At 28.7% G+C, this 25,009-nt stretch carries 25 protein-coding genes and 1 tRNA gene; 8 read left to right on the top strand and 18 right to left on the bottom strand.

Annotation, left to right across the window (positions count from 1 at the left end):
- The first annotated feature begins 60 nt into the window (after positions 1 to 60).
- Positions 61 to 1,368, top strand: a complete 1,308-nt coding sequence (locus Q0733_RS05580; protein WP_298779987.1) for a D-arabinono-1,4-lactone oxidase — start codon at positions 61 to 63, stop codon at positions 1,366 to 1,368.
- Positions 1,369 to 1,375: 7 nt separating this feature from the next.
- On the top strand, positions 1,376 to 2,026 hold the full coding sequence (locus Q0733_RS05575; RefSeq protein WP_298779984.1) for an HAD family phosphatase: 651 nt from the start codon (positions 1,376 to 1,378) through the stop codon (positions 2,024 to 2,026).
- Here Q0733_RS05575 and gldA read toward each other — a convergent pair.
- The 5 genes from gldA to Q0733_RS05550 all read right to left on the bottom strand — a co-directional run bounded on the left by gldA (position 2,023) and on the right by Q0733_RS05550 (position 8,391).
- Positions 2,023 to 2,919 (bottom strand): gliding motility-associated ABC transporter ATP-binding subunit GldA, encoded by an 897-nt coding sequence (gldA, locus tag Q0733_RS05570; RefSeq protein WP_298779982.1) that lies wholly within the window; start codon positions 2,917 to 2,919, stop codon positions 2,023 to 2,025. The genes Q0733_RS05575 and gldA overlap by 4 nt on opposite strands.
- Positions 2,920 to 2,966: 47 nt before the next feature.
- Entirely contained in the window at positions 2,967 to 3,737 is a 771-nt protein-coding gene (locus Q0733_RS05565) for a hypothetical protein (RefSeq protein WP_298779978.1), read from the bottom strand.
- Between the two features lie 73 nt (positions 3,738 to 3,810).
- Positions 3,811 to 6,561 carry a carboxypeptidase-like regulatory domain-containing protein gene (locus Q0733_RS05560; RefSeq protein WP_298779976.1) on the bottom strand — a complete coding sequence of 917 codons (2,751 nt, stop codon included), beginning with the start codon at positions 6,559 to 6,561 and terminating at the stop codon, positions 3,811 to 3,813.
- Positions 6,562 to 6,595: 34 nt separating this feature from the next.
- Entirely contained in the window at positions 6,596 to 7,444 is an 849-nt protein-coding gene (locus tag Q0733_RS05555) for a GLPGLI family protein (RefSeq protein ID WP_298779973.1), read from the bottom strand.
- A gap of 104 nt (positions 7,445 to 7,548) precedes the next feature.
- Positions 7,549 to 8,391, bottom strand: a complete 843-nt coding sequence (locus tag Q0733_RS05550) for a GLPGLI family protein (protein WP_298779971.1) — start codon at positions 8,389 to 8,391, stop codon at positions 7,549 to 7,551.
- Positions 8,392 to 8,523: 132 nt separating this feature from the next.
- Here Q0733_RS05550 and Q0733_RS05545 point away from each other — a divergent pair, with 132 nt between their 5' ends.
- The 3 genes from Q0733_RS05545 to Q0733_RS05535 are packed head-to-tail and all read left to right on the top strand — an operon-like array spanning position 8,524 to position 11,403.
- Positions 8,524 to 10,062 carry a sensor histidine kinase KdpD gene (locus tag Q0733_RS05545; RefSeq protein ID WP_298779968.1) on the top strand — a complete coding sequence of 513 codons (1,539 nt, stop codon included), beginning with the start codon at positions 8,524 to 8,526 and terminating at the stop codon, positions 10,060 to 10,062.
- Positions 10,055 to 10,735: a response regulator transcription factor gene (locus tag Q0733_RS05540; RefSeq protein ID WP_298779966.1), complete on the top strand. Its 681-nt coding sequence runs from the start codon at positions 10,055 to 10,057 to the stop codon at positions 10,733 to 10,735. Before Q0733_RS05545 ends, Q0733_RS05540 begins: the two co-directional genes overlap by 8 nt.
- A gap of 53 nt (positions 10,736 to 10,788) precedes the next feature.
- The gene (locus tag Q0733_RS05535; RefSeq protein ID WP_298779964.1) at positions 10,789 to 11,403 is read left to right on the top strand and encodes a deoxynucleoside kinase; all 615 of its coding nucleotides are present in this window, start codon (positions 10,789 to 10,791) and stop codon (positions 11,401 to 11,403) included.
- A 117-nt stretch (positions 11,404 to 11,520) separates the two neighbouring features.
- Here the strand turns inward: Q0733_RS05535 and Q0733_RS05530 are convergent, their stop codons facing one another.
- The 3 genes from Q0733_RS05530 to Q0733_RS05520 are packed head-to-tail and all read right to left on the bottom strand — an operon-like array spanning position 11,521 to position 13,127.
- A complete protein-coding gene (locus Q0733_RS05530; protein WP_298779963.1) occupies positions 11,521 to 12,351 on the bottom strand; it encodes a mechanosensitive ion channel in 831 nt (276 codons plus the stop codon).
- 11 nt (positions 12,352 to 12,362) lie between these two features.
- Positions 12,363 to 12,554: a hypothetical protein gene (locus Q0733_RS05525; RefSeq protein WP_298779962.1), complete on the bottom strand. Its 192-nt coding sequence runs from the start codon at positions 12,552 to 12,554 to the stop codon at positions 12,363 to 12,365.
- Positions 12,555 to 12,557: 3 nt separating this feature from the next.
- Positions 12,558 to 13,127 (bottom strand): sigma-70 family RNA polymerase sigma factor, encoded by a 570-nt coding sequence (locus Q0733_RS05520; protein WP_298779960.1) that lies wholly within the window; start codon positions 13,125 to 13,127, stop codon positions 12,558 to 12,560.
- 205 nt (positions 13,128 to 13,332) lie between these two features.
- Between Q0733_RS05520 and Q0733_RS05515 the strand changes: the two genes are divergently transcribed.
- The 3 genes from Q0733_RS05515 (at position 13,333) to Q0733_RS05505 (ending at position 16,534) form a co-directional block, all read left to right on the top strand.
- Positions 13,333 to 14,196 carry an RNA polymerase sigma factor RpoD/SigA gene (locus Q0733_RS05515; protein WP_298779958.1) on the top strand — a complete coding sequence of 288 codons (864 nt, stop codon included), beginning with the start codon at positions 13,333 to 13,335 and terminating at the stop codon, positions 14,194 to 14,196.
- Positions 14,197 to 14,515: 319 nt separating this feature from the next.
- On the top strand, positions 14,516 to 15,172 hold the full coding sequence (rpe, locus tag Q0733_RS05510) for a ribulose-phosphate 3-epimerase (RefSeq protein WP_298779955.1): 657 nt from the start codon (positions 14,516 to 14,518) through the stop codon (positions 15,170 to 15,172).
- Positions 15,173 to 16,534 carry an exonuclease domain-containing protein gene (locus tag Q0733_RS05505; protein ID WP_298779953.1) on the top strand — a complete coding sequence of 454 codons (1,362 nt, stop codon included), beginning with the start codon at positions 15,173 to 15,175 and terminating at the stop codon, positions 16,532 to 16,534.
- 23 nt (positions 16,535 to 16,557) lie between these two features.
- On the opposite strand, the gene Q0733_RS05500 is transcribed toward Q0733_RS05505, so the two are convergent.
- The 10 genes from Q0733_RS05500 to Q0733_RS05455 all read right to left on the bottom strand — a co-directional run.
- Positions 16,558 to 16,631, bottom strand: a tRNA-Arg gene (locus tag Q0733_RS05500).
- Positions 16,632 to 16,664: 33 nt separating this feature from the next.
- Positions 16,665 to 17,114, bottom strand: a complete 450-nt coding sequence (locus tag Q0733_RS05495; RefSeq protein ID WP_298779951.1) for a GatB/YqeY domain-containing protein — start codon at positions 17,112 to 17,114, stop codon at positions 16,665 to 16,667.
- 21 nt (positions 17,115 to 17,135) lie between these two features.
- On the bottom strand, positions 17,136 to 17,585 hold the full coding sequence (locus tag Q0733_RS05490) for a retropepsin-like aspartic protease (RefSeq protein WP_298779948.1): 450 nt from the start codon (positions 17,583 to 17,585) through the stop codon (positions 17,136 to 17,138).
- 101 nt (positions 17,586 to 17,686) lie between these two features.
- Positions 17,687 to 18,997, bottom strand: a complete 1,311-nt coding sequence (gene nqrF / locus Q0733_RS05485) for an NADH:ubiquinone reductase (Na(+)-transporting) subunit F (RefSeq protein ID WP_298779946.1) — start codon at positions 18,995 to 18,997, stop codon at positions 17,687 to 17,689.
- A gap of 4 nt (positions 18,998 to 19,001) precedes the next feature.
- Entirely contained in the window at positions 19,002 to 19,724 is a 723-nt protein-coding gene (gene nqrE / locus Q0733_RS05480; protein ID WP_298779943.1) for an NADH:ubiquinone reductase (Na(+)-transporting) subunit E, read from the bottom strand.
- A 48-nt stretch (positions 19,725 to 19,772) separates the two neighbouring features.
- Positions 19,773 to 20,420 carry an NADH:ubiquinone reductase (Na(+)-transporting) subunit D gene (locus Q0733_RS05475; protein ID WP_298779940.1) on the bottom strand — a complete coding sequence of 216 codons (648 nt, stop codon included), beginning with the start codon at positions 20,418 to 20,420 and terminating at the stop codon, positions 19,773 to 19,775.
- Positions 20,421 to 20,425: 5 nt separating this feature from the next.
- The gene (locus Q0733_RS05470) at positions 20,426 to 21,175 is read right to left on the bottom strand and encodes a Na(+)-translocating NADH-quinone reductase subunit C (protein WP_298779937.1); all 750 of its coding nucleotides are present in this window, start codon (positions 21,173 to 21,175) and stop codon (positions 20,426 to 20,428) included.
- 2 nt (positions 21,176 to 21,177) lie between these two features.
- Positions 21,178 to 22,380 (bottom strand): NADH:ubiquinone reductase (Na(+)-transporting) subunit B, encoded by a 1,203-nt coding sequence (locus Q0733_RS05465; RefSeq protein WP_298779935.1) that lies wholly within the window; start codon positions 22,378 to 22,380, stop codon positions 21,178 to 21,180.
- A 4-nt stretch (positions 22,381 to 22,384) separates the two neighbouring features.
- A complete protein-coding gene (locus Q0733_RS05460; RefSeq protein WP_298779933.1) occupies positions 22,385 to 23,734 on the bottom strand; it encodes a Na(+)-translocating NADH-quinone reductase subunit A in 1,350 nt (449 codons plus the stop codon).
- A gap of 514 nt (positions 23,735 to 24,248) precedes the next feature.
- Positions 24,249 to 25,009 (bottom strand): MBG domain-containing protein (locus Q0733_RS05455; protein ID WP_298779931.1); only part of this gene is annotated, 761 nt, incomplete at its 5' end.

The raw sequence follows: 25,009 nt of genomic DNA, 5'->3' as shown, positions 1-25,009 counted from the left end.
AAAAAATATGCTTAAGAATTAATTGATGCTTACTTTTGCATCTTACTTCTAGATAAATTAATGAAACAAGAAAAAAATGGTATTTGGAAAAGCTGGAATGAAAATATTACCTACAAATACAAATCATTATATAGCATAACATCAGAAAAAGAACTACAAGAAATTATTTTAAAATCTGATAAAGTTCGTTTTTTTGGCAGCAAGCAATCTTCCGCAGATATTGCTTCTGGCACGCAAACTTTAATCGATATTTCTGGCTATAATAAAATTTTATCTTTTAATGATTCTGATTGTACGATTACAGTTCAATCAGGTATTATTCTTGGTGATTTATTAGAAGCAATTGAAGCTAAAGGCTGGTGTATACCTTGTTTACCAGACATAAATACGATTACAATTGGAGGAGCTTTAGCAACCGGAACACATGGTACTAGCGGTAAATTATTATGCGAATACATAACAAACTGCACATTAGTTTTAGCAGACGGATCTATAAAAACCATTAATGAAAGTGAAAAAATAATGGATGCTATAAGAGTTTCTCTAGGAGTTTTGGGCGCAATATCTACCATTACTTTTAAATGCGAACCTTTATACACATTACATGTAAAAGAGTTTCCTGAAAATGATTCTGATTGGTTACCTAAAATTAAAGAACGATTACAAAAACATGACTTTTTAAGGGTTTTATGGTTGCCACATACTGATAAAGGATATGTAATTACAGGCGATAAAATTGATATAAACACGGAAATAAAGGAAGATTTAGGTCCATCGTATTTAAAGCATAGAAGAACTGCATCAAAAATATTATACAAATACACACATATTTTTCCTTGGATTACCGCAATTGCAAATAAGATTTTATACAAAGGTTTTTTTAGCTCAACAAAAGAACATAAAGGTTCTTTATATCAAGCCACAGTTACAAAATCTAGAGGCTCAACTTTAGAATTAGCTGAATGGACAATTGGTTTGGATAAATTTGCTGAAGTTTTTGAGGAATTAAAAACAGAAATAAACAAATGGAGTAACAAATCTTTTATTCATATTCCAATGGATATTCGCTTTGTATACAAAGACAAATCTTGGTTAAGTTATGCTTATAAACAAGATATTGTTACAATGGGTTGTGTTTCTAGAAACGCTGCAACTGCAGATACTTATGAAGCATTTAAAAGTGTTGAAAAAATATTTTTAAAACATGGCGGAAAACCTCATTGGGCAAAGCGTTTTACTGCAAAAAATGCAGAATTATCTAAAGTTTATGAAAAATGGGAAGATTTTAAAACTCTAAGGCAAACAATGGATCCTACAAATAAGTTTTTAAATCCGTATTTAACAGAAATATTTAACGAAAAAAAATAGATTTTAAATGAATCCAAAAGGAATATTATTTGATTTTGATGGTGTAGTTGTAGATAGTTTTGAAAGTCATTATTCAGCTTGGAAATCTGCTTTTAAAGAGTTATTTAATGAAGAAATTGTTCCATTTCCTAAAAGCTATGCAGGTAAATCTCCCATGATAATTGCAGGATATTTTTGTAGTGTTATTGGCAAAGAAAATCAAACTGAAGAATTATTTTTACTAAAAGATAAACATTTAGACATCTATTTTAAAACTCCAAAATTATTACCAGGAGTACATGAAATTGTGAGTTTTTTGAGTGATAAAAAAATTCCTTATGGAATTGCAAGTAATGCAACCAAACAGTTTTTAAAGAATAGCATCTATCATTTAAATTTAAACTTTACTACAGTTTTTGGAGTACAAGATTACGAAAAGCCAAAACCATATCCAGAAGCCTATATCACTTTAGCAAAAGCATTAGGTTTTACAAAAAATGATTTTAAAAATATTTGGGTTTTTGAAGATAGTTTAACAGGCACAAAAGCTGCAAAATTAGCTGGTATGATTCCTATTGGAATTTTAACACAGTATTCTGAAGCTGAATTGAAAGAAGCTGGAAGCATTTTAACTTTTCCTACTTTATTAGAAGCTTATAATTTTTTAAACAATAATTAATTAGAAGTAACTTCTCTAAACAATGTTTCTAAGTTTTTATTATGCGCATTTAATCCTAAAATTTTTAATCCATTTTCTTGGGCAAAATCAAAGATTTTTGGACGCATGTCCTCCTTACTTTCAAAAGTGATATACCAAGTATTGTCATAATTATTTTTATACGAAACTATGTTTGGTAATTTTTGAATAAACTGCTCTTCAAGCTTATAATCAAACGTAACTTCTATATTTTGAAGGTTGTTTTGTTTTAATTCTGATAACTTTTTATCTACTAAAACTTGCCCTTTTTTTATAATAATAACCCTCTCACATACCGCTTCTACTTCTTGCATTATATGGGTAGAAAATAAAACCGTTTTTTCTTTGCCTAATTCCTTAATCAATGCTCTAATTTCTACTAACTGATTTGGGTCTAAACCTGTTGTTGGCTCATCTAGAATTAATACCGTTGGATTGTGTAAAATTGCTGCTGCCAAACCAACTCTTTGTTGATATCCTTTAGATAGTTGATTAATTTTTTTGTGCGCTTCAAGTGTTAAACCTACTTTTTTAATACAAATTTCAATTTGACTTTTTTCAATCTTAAAAATAGCAGCCTGAAATTGCAAGTATTCACGTACAAACATATCTTTATACAAAGGGTTATGCTCTGGTAAATATCCGATGGTTTTTTGAGCTTGAATAGGGTTTTGTAAAACATCTATTTCATTTACAAAAACCTCACCCGAGTTTGGTTTAATAAAGCCTGTTAAGATTTTCATCATGGTAGATTTACCCGCTCCGTTTGGGCCTAAAAAACCAATAATCTGACCTTTATCAGCAGAAAAAGAAACTTTATTTAATGCTTTTTGAGTTTTGTATGTTTTGGTAATTGATGAAACTTTTATTGACATTTATTAGAATATAATGTTATATAAATTTAAACGAAGTTATTACTTTTTTAGTTTACAACTTCAGAGATATTTAAACGTATTTTTCTAATATTTTTCATTCTTCTCCAAGCTGGTTTGTGTCTTTGTTTATACAACCACAAACATCCTAAATCTAGTAAAAAATAGAAAAAACTTATTCCACTTGGTGGATTAAAACTTGGCAAAAAATCGAAAACTCCCCAAGCTGTAGCTGGCCATTTCCAACACAAATAATTGGTGCCAATAATTTCTAAATAAGCAACCGAAATATACATTGCAAGGTAAAAAAGACGTTCTCTAGGTTTGTTTTTTAAAATTAATAAAGTTGCTATTGTCATTACAAAACCAAACACATCATTCTTAAAAATTAAAAAAACTAATGCATAAATAAAAATAAAAATTGCAAATATTTTTTCTAAAGATACTCTATGCTTGATAATTGATTTTGCCTTCGAAAAGTACAAAACCCCGACATAAACTATTGCATGACCTGGCGGCACATAATGAGGCACATTTCCTAATCTATAGCTATACATACCTAAAACAATTGAAAATAAATATTCTCCTAAAATTGCTATAATTACAGCAGAAATCATTTGTTCTTTAACCCGTTTATTTACTTGCCAAAAGACAATTACAAAACCTAAAAACATGCTAATATTGGCGTACAATTGAGCATTTTCTGTAATTTTTACAATATAAAAACTATCTAAAAAAAGCCCAAAAAGGATAAATAAGTAAAGCAACCCTAAACTTTTAAAAGTTGCATAAAATGGCGATTTTGTAGCTAGTAAACTCATGTTGTAAAAATAAGTAAACTAAATAAAAAATGGCTCAATTTCTTGAACCATTTATATTAAATTGAAATGTGTTTTATAATTGATAACGAACTCTAAAACTAAGTAATCTTGGTAAAATAAAAGTTTCATTAATAGAAAATAAAATATTAGTAGAATTTACTCTAGCTCTTGAACTTGTACCTAATAAGTTACTTCCTTGTATTTCATATTCCCATTTTGCATCTCTATTTTTTCTATAAGATAAAGAAGCATCCCAAATACTAAAAGTGTTTTGAATTTCATCATTTTGTAATACTTCATTATAAGAAAAATCTGAACGAAGTGTAACTGAATTCCAAATATAGGCATCAAAATTTATAGAAGGCATACGTGTTATTCCTTTTATTACATCTTCTCTAGCACTGTTTGTTTGATTTGTATACGATACTGCATATTTTAAACTAACATTTGGTGCTTTTGTAAAATTAGTACCTATACTGGCATTATAACTTTGCACATTACTTTCATTTACATTTTCATCAGAATTAATAAATTGATATGTTTTGCTCCAAGAATAACTTCCACCTAAAGAGGTTCTGATTTTTTTGATAGTTTTACCATATCTACCAAATGCAGAAAAATTTTCGTTGTTAAAAGGTGAATTTATTGTAGTTGAACTTGTTACAACAGAACCAGGTTCGAAAATTGTATTAGTATTAACCTGATCTATTGTTTTATTGTAACTTACTCTTGCAAACATGCTACTTCCATTATATAAATTAAAGTTTCTGTAGTTTAAACTTAAATTATGTAAACTAGCATTTACTAAATCTGGATTTCCTCCAAAATAAGAACTATAGCTATTTGCTACTATACCTCTTGCAATTTGATTTACATCTGTAAAATTAACTTCTTGTTTGTAGGTTAATGTTAAACTTTCGCTTCTTTTAAATTGTGCAATCATTTCAAATTCGGGTAAAAACTTTTCAAAGGAATCTTTAAAAGTTTCTGTACCATATTGAGTGTTATTAGAATTATATGAATGTACAGTAAAACCCGGTGTAAATGTAAATATACCCGATTTTATTCTATATCTTAAACCTGCATAAATATCTACAAAATTGTATTCAGTATCATTTGTTGTTTGTGGATCGTTAATTCCAGGAATGGTTGGGTTTGGATCTAAAATACTTCCATTATCTAAAATTTGAAAAAATTTAGAATCGAAATTTTGTTTACTTAAAATAGTACCTCCAACAAAGTTTAAATTACTTTTATCATTTAAAATATAATAATAATCTAATTTTGCATCTAATTGATTGGATTTTACACGCCTGTCTTGTTCTAATTTATAAAATTCATTATCTCTATTTAAGCCTAAAGTTTCTGCTGCATCATCAAAACCATCATTATCTGTGTCATCATTATTGTTTGGATTGTTTTCCAAAGAAGCTATATAAAAAGGATCTTCATCTTGTAATAAATGCTGTAATTCAAAAGCAAAAATACTTTTTTCACTTGCTGTATAAAAATAACTGAAATTTTGATTTATCTTATAAGGTGTTGCTCTTTCGCTTTCAGAAATATCACTTAAAACTCTTGAGTTTACATTATCTGTTCTAAATTCATTTGAAAAACGACCAATAACATCATAATTTAATTGATTGTTAAAATTCTTCTTATAAATTGAACTAAACTTAAACAAACCTGTATTACTTGTTTGATCTGTAATACTTTGTGTAAAATCATCAGGAGTTAAAACGTCTACATAATCTGTTGTAACATTATTTTGCTGACCGTTACTATTACTAGAAAAAATTAAAAAACCATTTAAATCTAACTTTGGATTTGGAGAGTAACTAAAGTTTAACGCAGTTAACTTAGTTTCAATTCTGTTAGCATTTCTTGCATTGGCATTTAAAAAACCAATACCTGCACTTGCTAAATTAATATTTGTACCATTTGAAGGGCTTTGACTTCTAAAACCTCCACTAAAATTTCTAATATCAGATCTATCTAAAACCACATCTCCAATATTATTTACATCTCCAATAATATTAATGGTATATTTTGGTGTGTAATAAAATAGTTTTGGTTGAAAAAGATACAAGCCTTCGCTTGGCGATTTACCTACACCTGCTGTAACATCTCCAAACCAAAAATTCTTTTTACCCTCTTTTAGTTTGATATTTATAGCAACTCTATCTTCGTTATTTTGCACACCTTTGAGTTGATTAACATCACCATAATTTCTTAAAACTTGAATTTTATCTACAGCATTAGAAGGTATGTTTTTTGAAGCTAGTTTGGTATCTCCGCTAAAAAATTCTTTTCCATCTACCATTATTTTTTCAACTACTTTACCTTCAACTTCAATTTCTCCATCATCATTTACCTCTACTCCTGGTAATTTTTCTAAAACGTCTTCTAACTTTCTTTCAGAACCATTTTTAAACGAATCTGCATTATAAATAATAGTATCTCCTTTTATAGTAACTGGCATTTTAGAAATAATGTTTATACCATCCAGCATATTATCCTCATACATCGTATAATTTTTAGAGATATTAGCTTCTCTTACTCTAATAAACTCACTAATTTCTTTAAAACCTACATAACTTATCTTTATATTATATGCCTTATTTATTGCTAAATCTAACTTAAAATTACCTTTACTATCCGTAAACCCGAAAGAACTTATTTTTTTTGCAACTGTATCTATTGCAATTACATTTGCCATTTCTAATGGTGCTCCAATAGAATCTTTAACAACACCTCTTAGTTCAATTTGAGCAATAGAAGCAAAAGAAACCATTAAAATGGTTACTAATATTATTTTTTTCATGTTAATTTATTAAGTTTAGTTTTATTAAAAACTATTAGAACCTTCTGCGCCCTTCTCCTCTATTACCTCTATTTTTAAAACGCTCTTTAAGTTCTTCGGTTTTAGTTTTAATAATTTCATTGTATTCATTTCTAGAAACCTCTTTTCCTTTAGTTGGCTTTTTAATTTCTATAGCATCTGTTGGATTAATAATAATCTCTGTACACAACATTGTTGTTCTACCTGCATTTAACTCTAAAATTAAACCTGGCAAACCGTAGTATTTATCTGGACCTGTGCTTACAGGGATCTGTGGAGCATACCAAGCCGTTACAAATAACATCTTTTTTTCGTTTTTCTTTTCCTTTGTTTTTGTTGAATCTTTCTTTTGATCATTACCTCTTCCTCTTCTACCAAAAATACTTGCAAAATCTATATTTGTATCTTCTTTTACTAATGTGGCTTTGTAACAGGTATAATTTCCTATTTTTTTAGTTTCAGTACCCAATTCCCACTGTAACGGTTCCATATTTTCTGTAATCAAAAAACGTTTGCTAAATTGCTCAACGTCTTCTATCAATATTTTGTCTTTTGAGTTTTTATAAACAGAACCTTGTCCATTACCTCTACCAAAACGACGCCCATTTGTAGATCCTGGAGCTTCTAGTTTAGCGTTTTCTTTAAAAGCAGAAACAGTTTTATTAAAAGACAATGTATACGTTTTCTCTAAAAAGCTTTTAGCACGAGCCATTATTTGTTTTTTCCTTTGCTCGCTAATTTGATCCCCAAAACGACTCATATCCATAGTTGTCTTAGACATATATGTAGCCTTTCCTTGAAACTCTTTTTGAGCAAAAGTAGTTATAGTAATAAAGGCTAAAAGAAGTGTAGATATTAATTTCATAAACTATGTTTTTTTATTTTTAATGCGAAAATAAACGCTTTCTTTATAAGACTTAAAAAAAATTGAAAGGTTTAATCTCGATAAAAAAATAAACAAAGCCTAACTTAACCTCCAATTTTTATATTCATACCATTACCCAAATCTACACCTCTTCTACTCTTAAACTTCTCTAACATTTCTTTTGATTTTTTATCTTGAATTTCATCAAACTTCTTTTGATTCACAACTTTTCCTTTTTTTGGCTCAACAATTGTAATTTTTTTAGATGGATTTAATATAATTTCCGTACAAACTATCATTCTTTTCCCATCATTAATTTCTAAAATTAAACCTGGTAAACCTTGATAATCATCAGGGCCATTATTTAAGGGAATTTGAGTTGTATACCAAGCTGTGGTAACAATAATTTCTTTTTCTTTTACTTCTTTTGCATCTCCATTTGCCAAACTCATATGCATCTTTTCTACCTTTTTAGAAAAAGTAGCTTTATAACAAGTATAGTTTCCAATATTTTTGGTTTCTGTAGATAACTCCCATTTTATATCTTCTAATTTATCTTTAACCAAAAAACGTTTTCCCATAATTTCGGTTTGATTTACATAACGTTTTTCTTTAATATTTTTATAATAAACACTACCATTTCCTGAACCTCCATAAGACATTATAAAAACTCCACCTTTAGCTGCTTTTGGATTTGGAGCATTTAATTTTTCTTCTTCTTTGTAGATAGAAGTATTCTTATCAAACTCTAAAAAAAATGTTTTTTGATTCATTTTTTGCAGCCTTGTTTCTAACTCTTTTTGCATTTTATCGGTAATTCCCTTTTGATTTTCTTCAAATTTAATACTCGATTTACTACTTGTTTTATAAATTGCTTTTCCTGAAAATTCTTGAGCATTTATAGAAAAAATAAATACTGATGTTAAAATTGTAATGAATGTTTTCATAAAATAATTTGTAAAATTTATATTTAATTTCTGTTTTACAAAGATGCCATAATATTATCTTTTATAAAGTTAACAAGTGTTAACGAGTGTTAACCAACTGTTATTATAAAATTTACTGGCTATCTTTGAAACATGAATACGCAAAAGCATAGATGGATTCTTTACTTAATTATAATAACAATTATTACAACAATTACTGTACAATTTTATTGGAACAATAAAAATTATCAAGAAAATAAACAAAGAGTTGCTAATGAAATTCAGTTGAGTTTAGATAATGCTATTGAAGAATATTATGCAAAATTAGCTAAAGAAGATATTACTACAATTATCAATTTTGGAGATACAAATACAAAAAGTGATTCTATTTTTCTTCAAAATTTACGTTTTGATTCTATTGTTAGTCATTCTAAAAGTTTAAAAAAATTAAAATCTTTTTTTAAAAAAGATACTTTAAAAAATAAACCCAAACTTGAAATAACAAATATTTCTTTTTCAACTGATGACAATGAAGATGCTAGAAAAACAGACTCAATAATTAAAAATTATGGTACAAAAAATAATTCAAAAAACTATACTAGTTTTAAATACTTTAATGGTCAAAAAGCTGCAGATAGCATAAGAATGTTGAAAAATTTAAAACCAATATTTTTCTCAGTCACTTCTAATTCTATTGAATATTACCAATTAGACTCTTTAATTAAAAATCAACTTAAAGCTAAAAAAATTCCCATTCAATACATTTTTAATCATTTTAAAAAAGATACTATTTTTTACACTTCAAAAGATTCTTTAATTTTTAAAGAGTCACCAACCATAATCAGCTCAAAATCCACTTATTTAAAAAATGATGAAGAGTTACAATTAGTATATAATAACACTAATTTTGAAGCTTTAAAAAGAAGTTATTTTGGCATTTTCTTATCCTTTTTATTATCATTAGCTGTTATTGCTTCGTTATTTTATTTGCTAAAAATAATCAATCAACAAAAAGAATTAGCAACTATTAAAAACGATTTAATTAGCAATATTACACACGAATTTAAAACACCGATAACAACTGTTTCTACAGCTATTGAAGCTATTGAAAATTTTAATGTTTTAGATGACAAACAAAAAACTCAAAAGTATCTTTCTTTGTCTACTATTCAATTAAAAAAATTACATCAAATGGTTGAAAAATTATTGGAAACTGCTACATTGGATAGTGAGCAATTATTACTAAAAAAAGAGCAAATTGATATTATTGAAATAACAAATAAAATTGTAAATAAGCATCAATTATTAACTGACAAAAAAGAATTAACTTTTACTTATAATTTAGAACCCATTTTTATAAATGTAGATGTTTTTCATTTTGAAAACGTTATTTCAAACTTAATTGATAATGCTATAAAATATGGGGGAAATCATATTGAAATAAATATAAATTCATTTTTTAAATCTACGGAAATTAGTGTTTCTGATGACGGAAATGGAATAGAAAAAAATCAACAAGAAAAGATTTTTGATAAATTTTATAGAGTTCCAAAAGGTAATACTCATAATGTAAAGGGATTTGGAATTGGCTTATATTACAGCAAAAAAATCATCGAAAAACATGATGGTAATCTCACCCTTTTATCAAACAATAAAAAAACCGTTTTTAAAATAACACTTCCAAATGAGTAAGATAAAAGTACTTTTAGCTGAGGATGAAGCTAGTTTAGGAATGATTGTAAAAGAGAGTTTAGAAACAAGAAACTTTGTTGTTTTTCATGCCGAAAATGGAGAAGAAGCTTTTGAATCATATCAACAAGAAAATCCTGATATTTTAGTGTTAGATGTAATGATGCCTAAAAAAGATGGATTTACTTTAGCCAAAGAAATAAGAGTAAAAAACAAAAGTATTCCAATAATATTTTTAACAGCCAAATCACAAACTATTGATGTTTTAGAAGGCTTTAATCATGGAGGAAATGATTATTTAAAAAAACCTTTTTCTATGGAAGAGTTAATCGTTAGAATTAAATCTTTATTAGATAGAATAGAGTTAAAAACGAATATTGAAAATATTAAAATTGGTAAATTCTCTTTTAATTCTACAAAACAGACATTACGATTTTTGTCAGAAACTGCTGAACAATTAACTCATAGAGAAGCTCAACTTCTTTTTTACCTTCATGAAAAGAAAAATGAAGTTTTAGACAGAACATTTATATTAAATAAACTTTGGGGAAATGATGATTTTTTTAATGCTAGAAGCATGGATGTTTTTATTAGTAAACTACGTAAAAAGTTAAAAAAAGATAAAAACATCAAAATTATAAATATCAGAGGGTATGGTTATAAATTAATCTGTTAATCATTTATTATTTTTAGTACCTTAGCAATCCTTATAATTTATAACTCTTTTATATGCACGTTGCAATTGCTGGTAATATTGGCGCTGGAAAAACTACACTAACTAAACTTTTAGCAAAACATTATAAATGGAAACCTCACTTTGAATCTGTTGATGAGAATCCGTATTTAGATGATTTTTATTCAGAAATGGAGCGTTGGTCTTTTAATTTACAGGTTTATTTTTTAAATAGTCGTTTTCGTCAAATTTTAGAGTTAAGAGAATCTGGTAAAAACATTATTCAAGATAGAACTATCTATGAAGATGCCCATATTTTTGCCCCAAATTTACACGCCATGGGTTTAATGACAAATAGAGATTATAACAACTATAGTTCTTTATTTGATTTGATGGAAAACTTAGTTTCTCCTCCCGATTTATTAATTTATTTACGTGCTGATATTTCAACCTTAGTTGGGCAAATTCACAAACGAGGAAGAGATTATGAAAACTCTATAAGTATTGATTATTTAAGCAGATTAAATGAACGCTATGAAGCTTGGATTTCCACTTACACAAAAGGTAAGCTTTTGATAATTGATGTTGATAAATTAGACTTTGTTGATAACCAAGAAGACCTAGGCTTTATTATTGATAGAATTGACTCTCAAATAAATGGTTTATTTTAAAAAATAAAGTATAACTTATAAAAATAAAAAGACCGCTGTTAAGCGGTCTTTCTTTTTGTGATTAAATCACTCATGATAGTTAGTCCCCCAACTTCCTATCAGATTGTAATTGAGTTGTTAACTCAACAATTGTACTTTATTATCAACTATCTCTTTTATAGGATAAATTATTTTTCCCTTTTCAGTAGATAGCACCATACATATATTATCTATAGATTCAACAACACCTTCAACATCATTGATTATAATTCTATTTCCAACATTTAAATTCTTTCTAGAATAATAACCAAATAATAATCTTTTTATTATATCTGTTGAACCTATTCCAAAAGCAATTGTAAATGCCGCTAAAATTGATGCAAAGATAATAGATAAATTATTAGTAATCAAATCTGTATTAACACCTGCTTGGTTTAACGCTGTAACACTTACTATTATTGAAATTATATAAAAAATAATGTTACCAATTAAGTTTCCTCCACTCAATTCTAAAGAAGAAAACATACCAAAAACAGCTTTTTTTGCAATATTAGCAATATAAATACCTATGGCAAATATCATTAAAGCGCTAATAAATTTAGGCAAATATGCAATTATATTACTTAATTGTTCTGAGACCATTCTTAAACCTAAAAACTCAGAGCCAACGATTACAAAAATTAAAATTAATATCCATTTTATAGTAGTTACTATAACTTTGGTAGGCTCTATTTTAATGGCAGCATTTCCAAAAATTTCATTAACATTTAGTTTTTCTGGTAAACTATCAATATTGGTAAAACCAAGTCCTTTTTTAATAACATATAAAATAAATTTTATAATAATCCACCCTAAAATAATAAAAGCTAGCCCTTTAAATAATTGTGGTAAAAAGCTTAAAAAATTACTCCAAAGATCTTGTAAAAAACTTAAATCTAATTCAGATTGCAAAGGCATTAATAATTTCATTATTGTTGTTTTTATTTAGTCTTTATTTTCTTTTTTGTAGTATCACCCTCAAAGAAATCGGCAATAGTATTTGGACATTTTACCAAAAACAAATCTGCAATATCTAAAGTGAGTCTGATCAAATTAACATCATTTAATACCTTCTTCTTTAATACTTCTGGTACTTCGTAATGACTTAATATTTTTTTAAAGGGATTACTCATATTTTATAGTTCTTCATAGGTACTAATCACCCTGGCTTTTGCTCTTTTAACTCTCATTTTAACAGCACTTTCTCCGACACCCAATACCTCTTTAATTTCTTTAATACTCATATCATCTTGATATTTCATTAATAAAATCATTTTATCTTTTGGGTCTATAAGCGATAAAGCTTTTGCTAACTTTTCTGATTTTAATTCAAATAATTTTACATCTTCTACTTCTTCAAATGCACTATCTTCTTTAATATTATCTGTAACTACAGTATTTCTTTCTTGCTTTTTATGTTTATCTCTTTGTACATAATTTACACAAAAATTATATGTAAAAGAATACAACCAAGTAGAAAACTTAGAGTTTCCTTTAAAAGTTTTTAGCTTTACAAATAACCTTACAAAAACATCATGTGTTAAATCTTCCGCTTCCTCTTTATTTTTAGCAAAGCCATAACACTTATTATAAACTATCTTAGAAAACCTATCATATAAAATTGCAAATAATTGCGAGTTGTTAGTTTCTACAATTTTAAAAACCAATTCTTCATCAGAAAATTTATGTACATTAATGTTTGTCAAATTCAATTATTTTTTTGACACAAATAAAAATAATAAGTCACACACATTTTTTTTAAAAAGCTAAGTTGATATTTTTACACGTTGAAAAGTATTATTTTATCTTTTAAGAAAAAAAATGATTTTTTTTGTAACATAAATTTAAAAACCAACGTATAAGTAGTTGTAGTGTGATTATTAATCCATTAAAAAATTTTTAGATAATTAGATGAGACAACTTAAAATTACAAAGCAGGTTACTAATAGAGAAACTGCTTCCTTAGACAAATACTTACAAGAAATTGGTAAAGTAGATTTAATTACTGCTGATGAAGAAGTAGAATTAGCTCAACTTATTAAAGCTGGAGATCAAAGAGCTTTAGAAAAATTAACAAAGGCCAATTTAAGATTTGTTGTATCTGTTGCAAAACAATATCAAAATCAAGGATTAACATTACCAGATTTAATTAATGAAGGAAACTTAGGTTTAATTAAAGCTGCTAAACGTTTTGATGAAACTCGTGGATTCAAATTTATATCATATGCTGTTTGGTGGATTCGTCAATCAATCTTACAAGCCTTAGCAGAACAATCTAGAATTGTACGTTTACCGTTAAATAAAATTGGTTCTATCAATAAAATTAACAAAATGTATGCTTTCTTAGAGCAAGAAAATGAAAGACCTCCAAGTCCGGAAGAAATTGCTAAGAAATTAGACATGACCGTAAATGACGTAAAAGAATCGATGAAAAATTCTGGACGTCACGTATCTATGGACGCTCCTTTAATTGAAGGTGAAGATTCAAATTTATACGATGTTTTAAATTCTGGAGAATCTCCAAACCCTGATAGAGTTTTAATTCATGAATCTTTAAGGATTGAAATAAACAGAGCTCTTGAAACCTTAACACCTAGAGAAGCAGACGTTGTAAAACTATACTTTGGTTTAGGTGAACACCAACCAATGACATTAGAAGAAATTGGTGAAACTTTCGATTTAACAAGAGAACGTGTTCGTCAAATTAAAGAAAAAGCAATTAGAAGATTAAAACACACTTCTAGAAGTAAAATTTTAATGACATATTTAGGCTAATGATCAGAGACCATTTTAAGTATCTCACTCATACTTAAATGCTTAATTTTAAATAAAAACTTAAAACTCTCAAATTCATTTTTGAGAGTTTTTTTTGAAGCTATTTCCCGCTTTCACTACTCGCTTTTTTTATCCAAAAAAGGAATAAAAAAGAGCTCAAACAAACCGTTCAATCGGGGCTAAGCTTGTTTAAATAGCACATTACATATAAATGAACCTTTATATTAATTATTGTCATATTTTTAAGAGACTGCTTCGCACCTTGCAATAACAATTTAATTACCTTTGCACAATAAAATAACAACACAACAATAAACTAATGAGTAATTTAATTGCACCTTCAATTTTAGCAGCAGATTTTGCTAATTTACAAAGAGACATAGAAATGGTTAACAATAGTGAAGCGGATTGGTTTCATATTGATATTATGGATGGCGTATTTGTACCTAACATTTCTTTTGGAATGCCCGTTTTAAAAGCAATTACAAAACATGCTACCAAAACAATTGATGTGCATTTAATGATTGTAAATCCAGATCAATACATACAAACTCTTGCAGATTTAGGCGCAAATATACTAACCGTACATTATGAAGCCTGTACACATTTACACAGAACTGTTCAAGCTATAAAAGCAGCAGGAATGAAAGCAGGAGTTGCATTAAACCCTCATACACCAATCTCTGTTTTAGAAGATATTATTGCAGATTTAGATTTGGTTTGTATTATGAGTGTAAATCCTGGTTTTGGAGGGCAATCTTTTATAGAAAACACTTATAAAAAAGTCAATCAATTAAAACATTTAATAGAATTTACTGAATCTTCTTGTCAAATAGAAATTGATGGTGGGGTAACAAATCTAAATGCTAATAAATTAATAGAAGCTGGAGCTAATGTTTTAGTTGCTGGAAGTTATGTTTTTAAAAGTGAAAATCCGACTGAAACAATTGAAGATTTAAAAAACTTAATCAATTAATTGTTATATACAGTTGTAGACATAGAAACTACTGGGAATGGATATAAAGGTTCTAAAATAACCGAAATATCCATTTTTGTTTTTGACGGAAAAACTGTAATTGATGAATTTACATCTCTTGTAAATCCTGAGCAAAATATACCACCTTTTATAACCAATCTTACAGGCATCACAAATGCCATGGTTAGAAATGCACCTAAGTTTTACGAAATAGCAAAACAAGTTGCAGAAATTACACAAAACACTATTTTTGTGGCACATAATGTTAATTTCGATTATAATATTATTCAAGAAGAATTTAAAAATTTAGGCTTCGATTTTAAACGAAAAAAACTATGCACAGTTCGTTTATCTAGAAAAATAATACCTGGTTTAAGCTCTTATAGTTTAGGTAATATCTGTACATCAGAAAACATTCCTATAAATGGAAGACACAGAGCAAAGGGCGATGCAGAAGCAACCACAGAACTATTTAGAAGATTAATACAAAGAGATAATAATTTTATCATTAATTCTTTTCTAAATCCTAAATCTAGACAAGCAACTTTACCGCCACTCTTAGATAAAAAAGTAGTCGATAATCTTCCTGAAAAACATGGCGTTTATTATTTTAAAAACGTAGCCAAAGAGGTTATTTATGTAGGTAAAGCAAATAACATCAAACAAAGAGTTATCAGTCATTTTTATGATAAAAAGAAAAAAGAGCAGAACATGTGTTTAGAAACCGCTGATATTTCTTTTTCAGAAACTGGCAGTGAATTATTAGCCCTTTTATTTGAGTCTTCTGAGATTAAAAAACTCTATCCTAAATATAATAGAGCACAAAGAAGAGCTGGTGAATCGGTTGGTTTATTTTCTTATGAAGATCAAAAAGGAATTATTCATTTAGCTTACAATCGCTTAAAACTAACTCCAAATGCAATCATGAAATACTATTCTGTTGCAGAATGTAGAAATCATTTAGAAACTTTGTGTAAAGAATTTGAATTGTGCCCTAAATATTGTCATTTACAAACCAATGTTTCTAGTTGCTTTCATTATCAGATTAAAGAATGTAAAGGTATTTGTTGTGATAAAGAATCTGTTTCAAATTATAATAAACGAGTTACAGAAGCTATCAAATCAGTAGGAATTGGCGCAGAAAATTTAGTAATCAAAGAAAAAGGAAGAACCAAAAATGAAATTGGTTTTGCGTTAATTTTAGACGGAATTTATAAGGGTTTTGGTTATGTTAATACTCAGCAATCTGAACAATTGGAAAACCCAGAAGATTATCAGTTTTTTGTAGAACCTAAAAAAGATAATAGAGATATTCAGAGGATTCTTAGTACTCATCTAAAAAAGCAAAAAACAGCAACCTAAATTGCTGTTTTTTGCTTTTTTAGTGACTCCAGCAGGATTCAAACCTGCAACCCTCAGAGCCGAAATCTGATATTCTATTCAATTGAACTATGGAGCCTTCTTTCTACAGAAGTAGAAAATCGTTTTTATATTACATTAAATTTTTCTTTACTAAGGTAGAAATTGTTTTACCATCTGCTTGTCCCGCTAATTCTTTAGAAACAATCCCCATTACTTTTCCCATATCTTTCATTCCAGAAGCACCAACTTTATTTATTGTAGCAATTACTACTTCTTCAATTTTTTCTTCAGATAAAGCTTCTGGTAAAAATTGCTCTAAAATAGCAAGTTCTGCTAATTCTGGCTCAGCCAAGTCTTGTCTGTCTTGTTTTATAAAAATTGCTGCACTATCCTTTCTTTGTTTTACTTGTTTTTGGATAATTTTTATTTCTTGCTCTTCTGTTAATTCTGCTTGAACACCTGTTTCTGTTTTTGCTAATAAAAAGGCAGATTTTACTGCTCTTAAAGCCTGTAAAGCAACTGTATCTTTTGCTTTCATTGCTTCTTTCATTTTATCCATTACTTGTTTTTGCAAACTCATTCTTTTCTATTTTTAAATTAATTATTTCTTTGCCTTTTTTAAGTATAAGACATTTTTATTATAGTCTATAAAAGCCTTTCCTTTTTGTAAAATATCAGCTCCTATTATACCATGAACTTCATTAGCATTATGTTGTGTTAATGCAGTATTTACATGTGATAAATCAAACATTACTAAATGACACTCTTTGGTTTTCCAACCTCCAATTTTTAATGTATTGTTTTTAGATTGTTTCGTTTCCATATCTGTAGCTCCAGCTCCAGCAGCCTTTGTTTCACTCTCTTGAGCATCCAAATTAAAATATGTAATCATATCTAGACCAACACATGAATTTGAAGCTCCTGTATCTAAAATAAAACGACCTTTAACACCATTAATCTTTGTTTTTAATTCTAAATGATTGGTAGCAATTCTCTTTAGTTTTATTTTGATATATTTTTTCTTTTTTAATATTTTTTGGATAATTTTCATTCACAAAATTTAATTAATCTCAAAAATACAATATATAAAATTCACAAAAAAACCGATACAAATTTGTATCGGTTTTAAATATTTATATTCTAATTTGAAGTTTATCCTCCAAAGTCATCAAATCTAATATTTTCATCAGCAAGGCCAAAATCTTCTCCCATTTTCTGAACTGCTTTGTTCATTAATGGTGGTCCACAGAAATATAATTCTAAATCTTCTGGAGATTCATGATGATTTAAGTAATTATCAATTACACAATTGTGTATAAACCCTACAAAACCATCACCAGCTTCATCATTAATATCTTTCTTTTCTATCCAATTATCTGCTTCAGTTGGATCAGATAAAGCGATGTAAAATTTGAAGTTTGGAAAATCTTTTTCCAAAGCTCTAAAATGCTCTATATAAAATAATTCTGCTTTTGAACGCCCACCGTACCAATAAGTAACTTTTCTACCTGTTTTTAATGTTCTAAATAAGTGATATAAATGAGAACGCATTGGCGCCATACCTGCTCCACCACCAACATACAGCATTTCTGCATCAGATTCATTAATGAAAAACTCTCCATAAGGCCCAGAAATCACACATTTATCACCTTTCTTTAGGTTAAAAATATATGAAGAAGCAACTCCAGGATTTACATCCATCCATCCACCTTTAGCTCTATCAAAAGGAGGAGTAGCAATACGTACATTCAACATAATTTCTCTACCTTCTGCAGGGTAAGAAGCCATAGAGTACGCTCTTTCTACAGTTTCAGTATTTTTCATTACTAATGGTCTTAAACCAAATTTATTCCATTCAGCCTCAAACTTATCTGGTGTATCATGCTCTTCTGGATGTGCCGTAATATCCATATCAGCATAGTTTATTTCACAAGCTGGAATTTCAATTTGAATATATCCTCCTGCTTTGTAACCCATATCTTCAGGTATTTCTACAACAAATTCTTTAATAAAAGTAGCTACGTTATAATTTCTAACTACAACTGCATCCCATTTCTTAATTCCAAAAATTTCTTCAGGAATAGAAATATCCATGTCTTGCTTAACTTTTACTTGACAAGCTAAACGAATTCCATGTTTTAATTCTTTACGTGTAAAGTGTGGTGTTTCTGTTGGTAAAGCTTCTCCACCACCAGAATTTACATGGCATTCACATTGAACACAAGATCCACCACCACCACAAGCAGATGGTAGAAATATTTTTTCGCTTCCTAATGTGGTTAAAAGTGTGCTACCAGAAGCTACTTCTATTTTCTTTTCTCCATTAATAGTAATTGTTACTGGACCAGAAGGAGATAATTTTTGTTTCACAAATAATAACAACGATACTAGTATCAATGTTACTAATAAAAAAGCTGCTACTGTTGCAATAATGGTTCCTGTTGTACCTGCTGCTAATATCATTCTTCTATTCGTTTATAATTGTGTTTTCAGCTACAATTTCTTTAGCTTCTTTTATTTCTTTTTTCTCAACCTTTGCCTCTACTTTTGGACTTTCTTTTTTCTCTTCATCTCCTCCAGTTAGCATCCCACCAAAACTCATAAACCCAATTGCCATTAATCCTGTAATTATAAATGTAATTCCTAAACCTCTTAAGGCTGGAGGTACACTTGAGTATCTTATTTTTTCTCGAATAGCTGCAATTGCTAAAATTGCTAAAAACCAACCAATTCCTGATCCAACTCCATAAGTTAAAGATAATCCTAAGCTAGCTATTTCACGAGATTGCATAAATAAACTACCACCTAAAATAGCACAGTTTACAGCAATTAATGGTAAGAAAATACCTAATGAGTTGTATAATGATGGTGAGAATTTTTCAACAATAATTTCTACCAATTGTACCATGGTTGCAATTGTTGCAATAAACATAATAAATGATAAGAAACTTAAATCATAATCAGCGTATTCTGCTCCTAACCATTTTAATGCTCCAGGTTGTAAAATATATTGATCTAATAACCAGTTTAAAGGCACTGTTACTGCTAATACAAAGATTACAGCAGCTCCTAAGCCTACGGCTGTAGATACTTTTTTAGATACAGCAAGGTAAGAACACATACCTAAAAAGGTTGCGAAAACCATGTTATCTATAAATATCGATTTGAAAAATAATTCTATATGTTCCATAAATGTATTTTAAGATTCTGAAAATAAATTCAGAATGACGTTTGGCGTCTAATTTTCTTCTATTAATGCTTTGTTTTTACTACGTTGAATCCAGATAATAATACCAACTACAATTAATGCCATTGGAGATAATAACATAAAACCATTATTTTCATATCCTATTGCATACAATCCAGTTTTTTCTATCGGATCTCCTAAAACTTTAAATCCTAATAAAGTTCCAGAACCTAATAATTCTCTAAAGAAACCTACAATAATTAAAATTACACCATAACCAACTGCATTTCCTATTCCATCTAAGAAAGATCTCCAAGGTTTGTTTCCTAAAGCAAAAGCTTCAAAACGTCCCATAATTATACAGTTAGTAATAATTAGCCCAACAAAAACAGAAAGTGTTTTACTAAGTTCATATTGAAAAGCTTTTAAAACTAAATCAACAATAATTACTAAAGTTGCAACTACAATAAGCTGAACAATAATTCTAATTTTTGATGGAATAATGTTTCTCATTAAAGAGATAACTACGTTTCCTAAACCTAATACAAACATTACAGAAACTGCCATTACAATAGATGCTTTTAACTCTGCTGTAATCGCTAATGCAGAACAAATACCTAATACTTGGATAGTAATTGGATTATTATCTGCTAATGGGTCTGTAAGTAATGCTGCGTCTTTTTTTGATAAAAGTCCCATACTTATTATTTGTTTTTTAATGATTTAAAATAAGGCACATATAAAGCTAAATCCGCTTTAATCATTGCAGAAACTCCATCACCTGTAATTGTTGCACCTGCAATTGCATCTACTTCATAATCTGTTTTATCTTCGTTCTTTGGATCGTTATTTCCTTTGGCAACTGTAATTCCTTTAAAGTCTCCAGAAGTAGACATTAGGTGTTCTCCAATAAAATCATCCATAAAGTAACGTTGTTTTATGTTTGCTCCTAAACCTGGAGTTTCACCTTTATGATCAAAATAGGCACCTTGTACAACCATATTTTCATCCATAGAAACATACCCCCAAATAGCATCCCATAAACCTTTTCCTCTAATTGGTGCTACATAAAATATTTTACCATCTTTTTCACCAACAAATAAAGGTAACTTTCTTACTTTACCTGCTTTTGCATTTGCTTGTTCTTTTTTAACATCAATTAAATAGGCATCATCGCTTTCAGAAATTTTATCTCCTTCAATAACTATTTGTTTTTTGATATATTTTGCAAACTCTTCTCCAGCAACTGTTGTAGAAACAAAATTTGCGCTAGATTCGTCATTTTCATTTACACCCATAGCATACAAAATGTTTTGCTGCTTCTCTATTCTTTCGTTTTCTTTGATTCTAGGCTTTAAAGACGATGCTAAAAAAGCTAACAAAGAACCAACAATTAAAACCATAACGATGGCAAAAATCATTGTATAACCATTACTATCTGTTCTCTTACTCATAATTAGGCAGTTTTAACTTTAGTACGTTTTAATCTTTTCTTTACGTTTCCTTGAACCACATAATGGTCTATTGTTGGAGCAAAAACATTCATCAATAAAATTGCTAAAAATACTCCTTCTGGATATGCAGGGTTAAACACACGTATCATAATTGAAATAAATCCAATTAAGAAACCATAAATCCATTTTCCTTTATTTGTTTGTGATGCTGTTACAGGATCTGTTGCCATAAACACAGCTCCAAATGCTAAACCACCAATCAACAAATGTTGCCACCAAACGGTATTCATTAATCCGTAAAATTTGCTAGATTCTGTAATAATATCTGCAGCAACTACTTGATTAAAAATGAAACCCATTACTGCTGCTCCTAAAAATGTAGAAACAATAATTCTCCAACTTCCAATTTTTGTAAAAATTAAAAACGCTGCTCCTAATAGAATTAGTAATGTTGATGTTTCTCCTACTGAACCTGGAATGAATCCCATAAACATATCCCAATTAGAATACACTACTTCTTGGTTTTGTGCATAGCTTCCTAAAATAGTTTCACCAGAAATTGCGTCTGGAGTTCCTACTCTATTTACAGCATCATGTACCCAAACTTTATCTCCCGACATCCAAGTTGGATATGCAAAAAATAAGAATGCTCTAATTGTTAAAGCTGGATTTAAGATATTCATACCTGTTCCTCCAAATACTTCTTTACCAATAACAACTCCAAAAACAACTGCTACAGCCAACATCCAAAGTGGCGTATCTACAGGTACAATTAATGGAACTAACATACCAGTTACTAAATAACCTTCTTCTACTTCATGACCTTTTATTACTGCAAAAATAAATTCTACTAAAAGCCCAATTCCATAAGAAACAATTACTAATGGTAATATTTTTACAATTCCAATCCAAAGATTATCCATTGTAAAAAAGTTAGCTAACACGTCTGTTCTTAAAGAACTATCTATAGCTGCATAATGCTGGAAACCTGCATTAAACATTCCAAAAATCAAACAAGGAATTAAAGACATAATTACAATATTCATTGTACGCTTTAAATCATCTGCTGCTTTTATATGAGTTCCTCCTTTATGAGTAACTTCGTTTGGTAAATATAAAAAGGTATGGATTGCATTAAATGCAGGTGCCATTTTGGTTCCTTTATATTTTTCTTTTAAATTATGTAAATTTTGTTTTAAGCCCATAATCTTATCCTAATTCTTCTCTCATTAAATCTAAACCCTCTCTAATAATTTGCTGATGAGGTTGTTTAGATACACAAATAAATTCTGTAAGTGCAAAGTCTTCTGGTGCTACTTCATAACCTCCTAAAGCTTCCATTTCATCTAAATCTTTATACATAAATGCTTTTAACAATTGCATTGGATAAATATCTAAAGGAAATACTTGCTCGTAAGAACCAGTTACTACAAAAGCTCTATGCTCACCATTTGTATTGGTGTTAAGATCGTATTTTTTCTTTGGTGTTAACCAAGAAAAAGTCAATGCTCTTGATGCAGAAATTTTATTAAAAATTGGTTTATTCCAACCAAAGAATTCATAATCATTTCCTTCTGGAATTGCAGTAATTTGATTATCATAATACCCTAAAAATTCATCAGCTTTCACTTCTTTACCAGAAAGTACATTTCCGCTAATAATTCTTGTATTATTATCTTCTAAATTATTTGCTGTTATATCAGAAACAGTTGCTCCTGCAATTGCAGTTACATATTGTGGCTTGCTAAATTGAGATCCTGTTAAAGCAATTGTTCTTGTTACATTTAATTTTCCTGTTAAAAATAACTCACCAATTACTATTAAATCTTGAGGATTAACTACCCAAACAACTTCTCCTTTATTAATAGGGTCTATTTGTGCAATTTGTGTACTTACATTTCCTGAAGGATGAGGTCCAGAAACCTTATGTAATTCAATTCCTTTTAAACCTGACAAAGGTGAATTTGAATTTGCAGCAACTGAAACATGTACTTTACCTTCTGTTAATTTAGAAATTGCTGTAACTGCTGCTTGCAATTCTGCTTCTTTACCTGCTAAGGTATAATCTAAATCTGCAGCTAAAGGTGCACTTGCGTATGCAGAAATAAAAATTGCTTTTGGTGCTTGATTAGGGCTTGCAACAACATCATAAGGACGCTGTTTTACAAATGGCCAACAACCTGAAGTAAATAAATGGCATTTAACCTCTTCCGCAGACATGATATCTGCATTTTTGGTTCCAAAATCTTTATAAACTTGGGTTGTATCTGCTGCAATTTTAACAGTTAATACTTTTCTTCTTGCTCCACGAATTACCTCTACAACTTTACCAGAAACTGGACTTGGAAATAAAATACGTTCATCACCTTTAGAATAAAAAAGTGTATCTCCCGCTTTTACTTCTGCTCCTTCTTTGGCAACAAGTTTTGGTATAATTCCGTGAAAGTCTTCTGGTTTCACTGCATAAACACTACTTAGAGAAATATCTGTAGTGTTTTTTTCAGCTTCACCAACAAGCTTAATATCTAAGCCTTTTTTAATACGAATGTCTTTTGACATAGTAAATTGGAATTTTAGTTATCTAAAAAAATCATGCAAATTTAATGTTTTTAGACATTATTTATCTTATGGTTTAAACTATATATTCATTCAAAAATCTTATTTATATTTATTCTAAATAATAAGCGGTAACCTATTAAATTATATTATCAATAATACAGAAAACATTTACAATTAATTTAACGAAATAAACCCTTTATATAATTAATTTCATAAATCTCTACATATTTATACCCTAATTAAAATTAATATTAATTCTATTTTTCTTAGCACATTCTATACCTTGAAAGAAAACTTTCTATTCTATTTGACATATATTTTCCTTTATTATTTTCAGGTTTTATTATGGCTGTTTTTCTTATAGTTACACAACTATAAAAGTAGATAATAATAATATTCTTTATATACTGTACTAGTTAATAAAAATACACCATAAACAAAAAGAAAAGGTAGCAATTTAAAATTACTACCTTGTATCTATTGAATTCTCGATTACTATTTCAGAGTTTCACAATTATTTTTTAATTATTTTTCTCAAAAACACCCCTTCATCTGTTTCAAACCTCATAAAATAAATACCTTTAGGTAAAGACCCTATATAAATACTATCATTATATATTTCTAATCTTTTAATCAATCTACCAGAAAAATCAAATACCGATAAACCAAAAACATTTAAACCTCCAATTAATTCAAAATTTAAATTATCAACGACAGGATTGGGATATAACTTAACTTCTTTATTTTCTCTAAAATCAAGTAATGAAGCTGTATTAGTTATTTCAAAATTTGCTGTTATAAAAGTAATATCATAATTATCCCCTAAAGATAGAGTCCCTATTTCAATCAAGTAAATTCCAATACTTTCTCCTTCTTCTCTACTTAAACTTCCTGTAAACTCATCATCAAAACTTAAACTACCTGATGTTAACTCATAACTCAATTCTGGATCTGACTCCCCAAAAGCTTTTGTTTTAGCTTCAGCTGTTACTGTAATTGCTTTTGAAGTAATTGTTAAATCTGATGAATTATAAGTGATAGCATAATTCGGGTTAGATAAACTTGAAGTGATTAAATAAGCTCCTACATCTTCCCCTTCTTCTCTACTTAAACTCCCTTCTAAAGCATCTTCTCCAACTAATCCTTCTGATGTATAACTAAACTCTGGATCTGATTCTCCATAAACTTTCGTTGCTGATTCAGCTGTTACTGTAATTGCTTTTGAAGTAATTGTTAAATCTGATGAATTATAAGTGATAGCATAATTCGGGTTAG

The sequence above is a fragment of the uncultured Polaribacter sp. genome, assembly GCF_947500975.1.
Lineage (GTDB): Bacteria > Bacteroidota > Bacteroidia > Flavobacteriales > Flavobacteriaceae > Polaribacter.
This window is presented reverse-complemented; position numbering and strand designations above follow the sequence as displayed.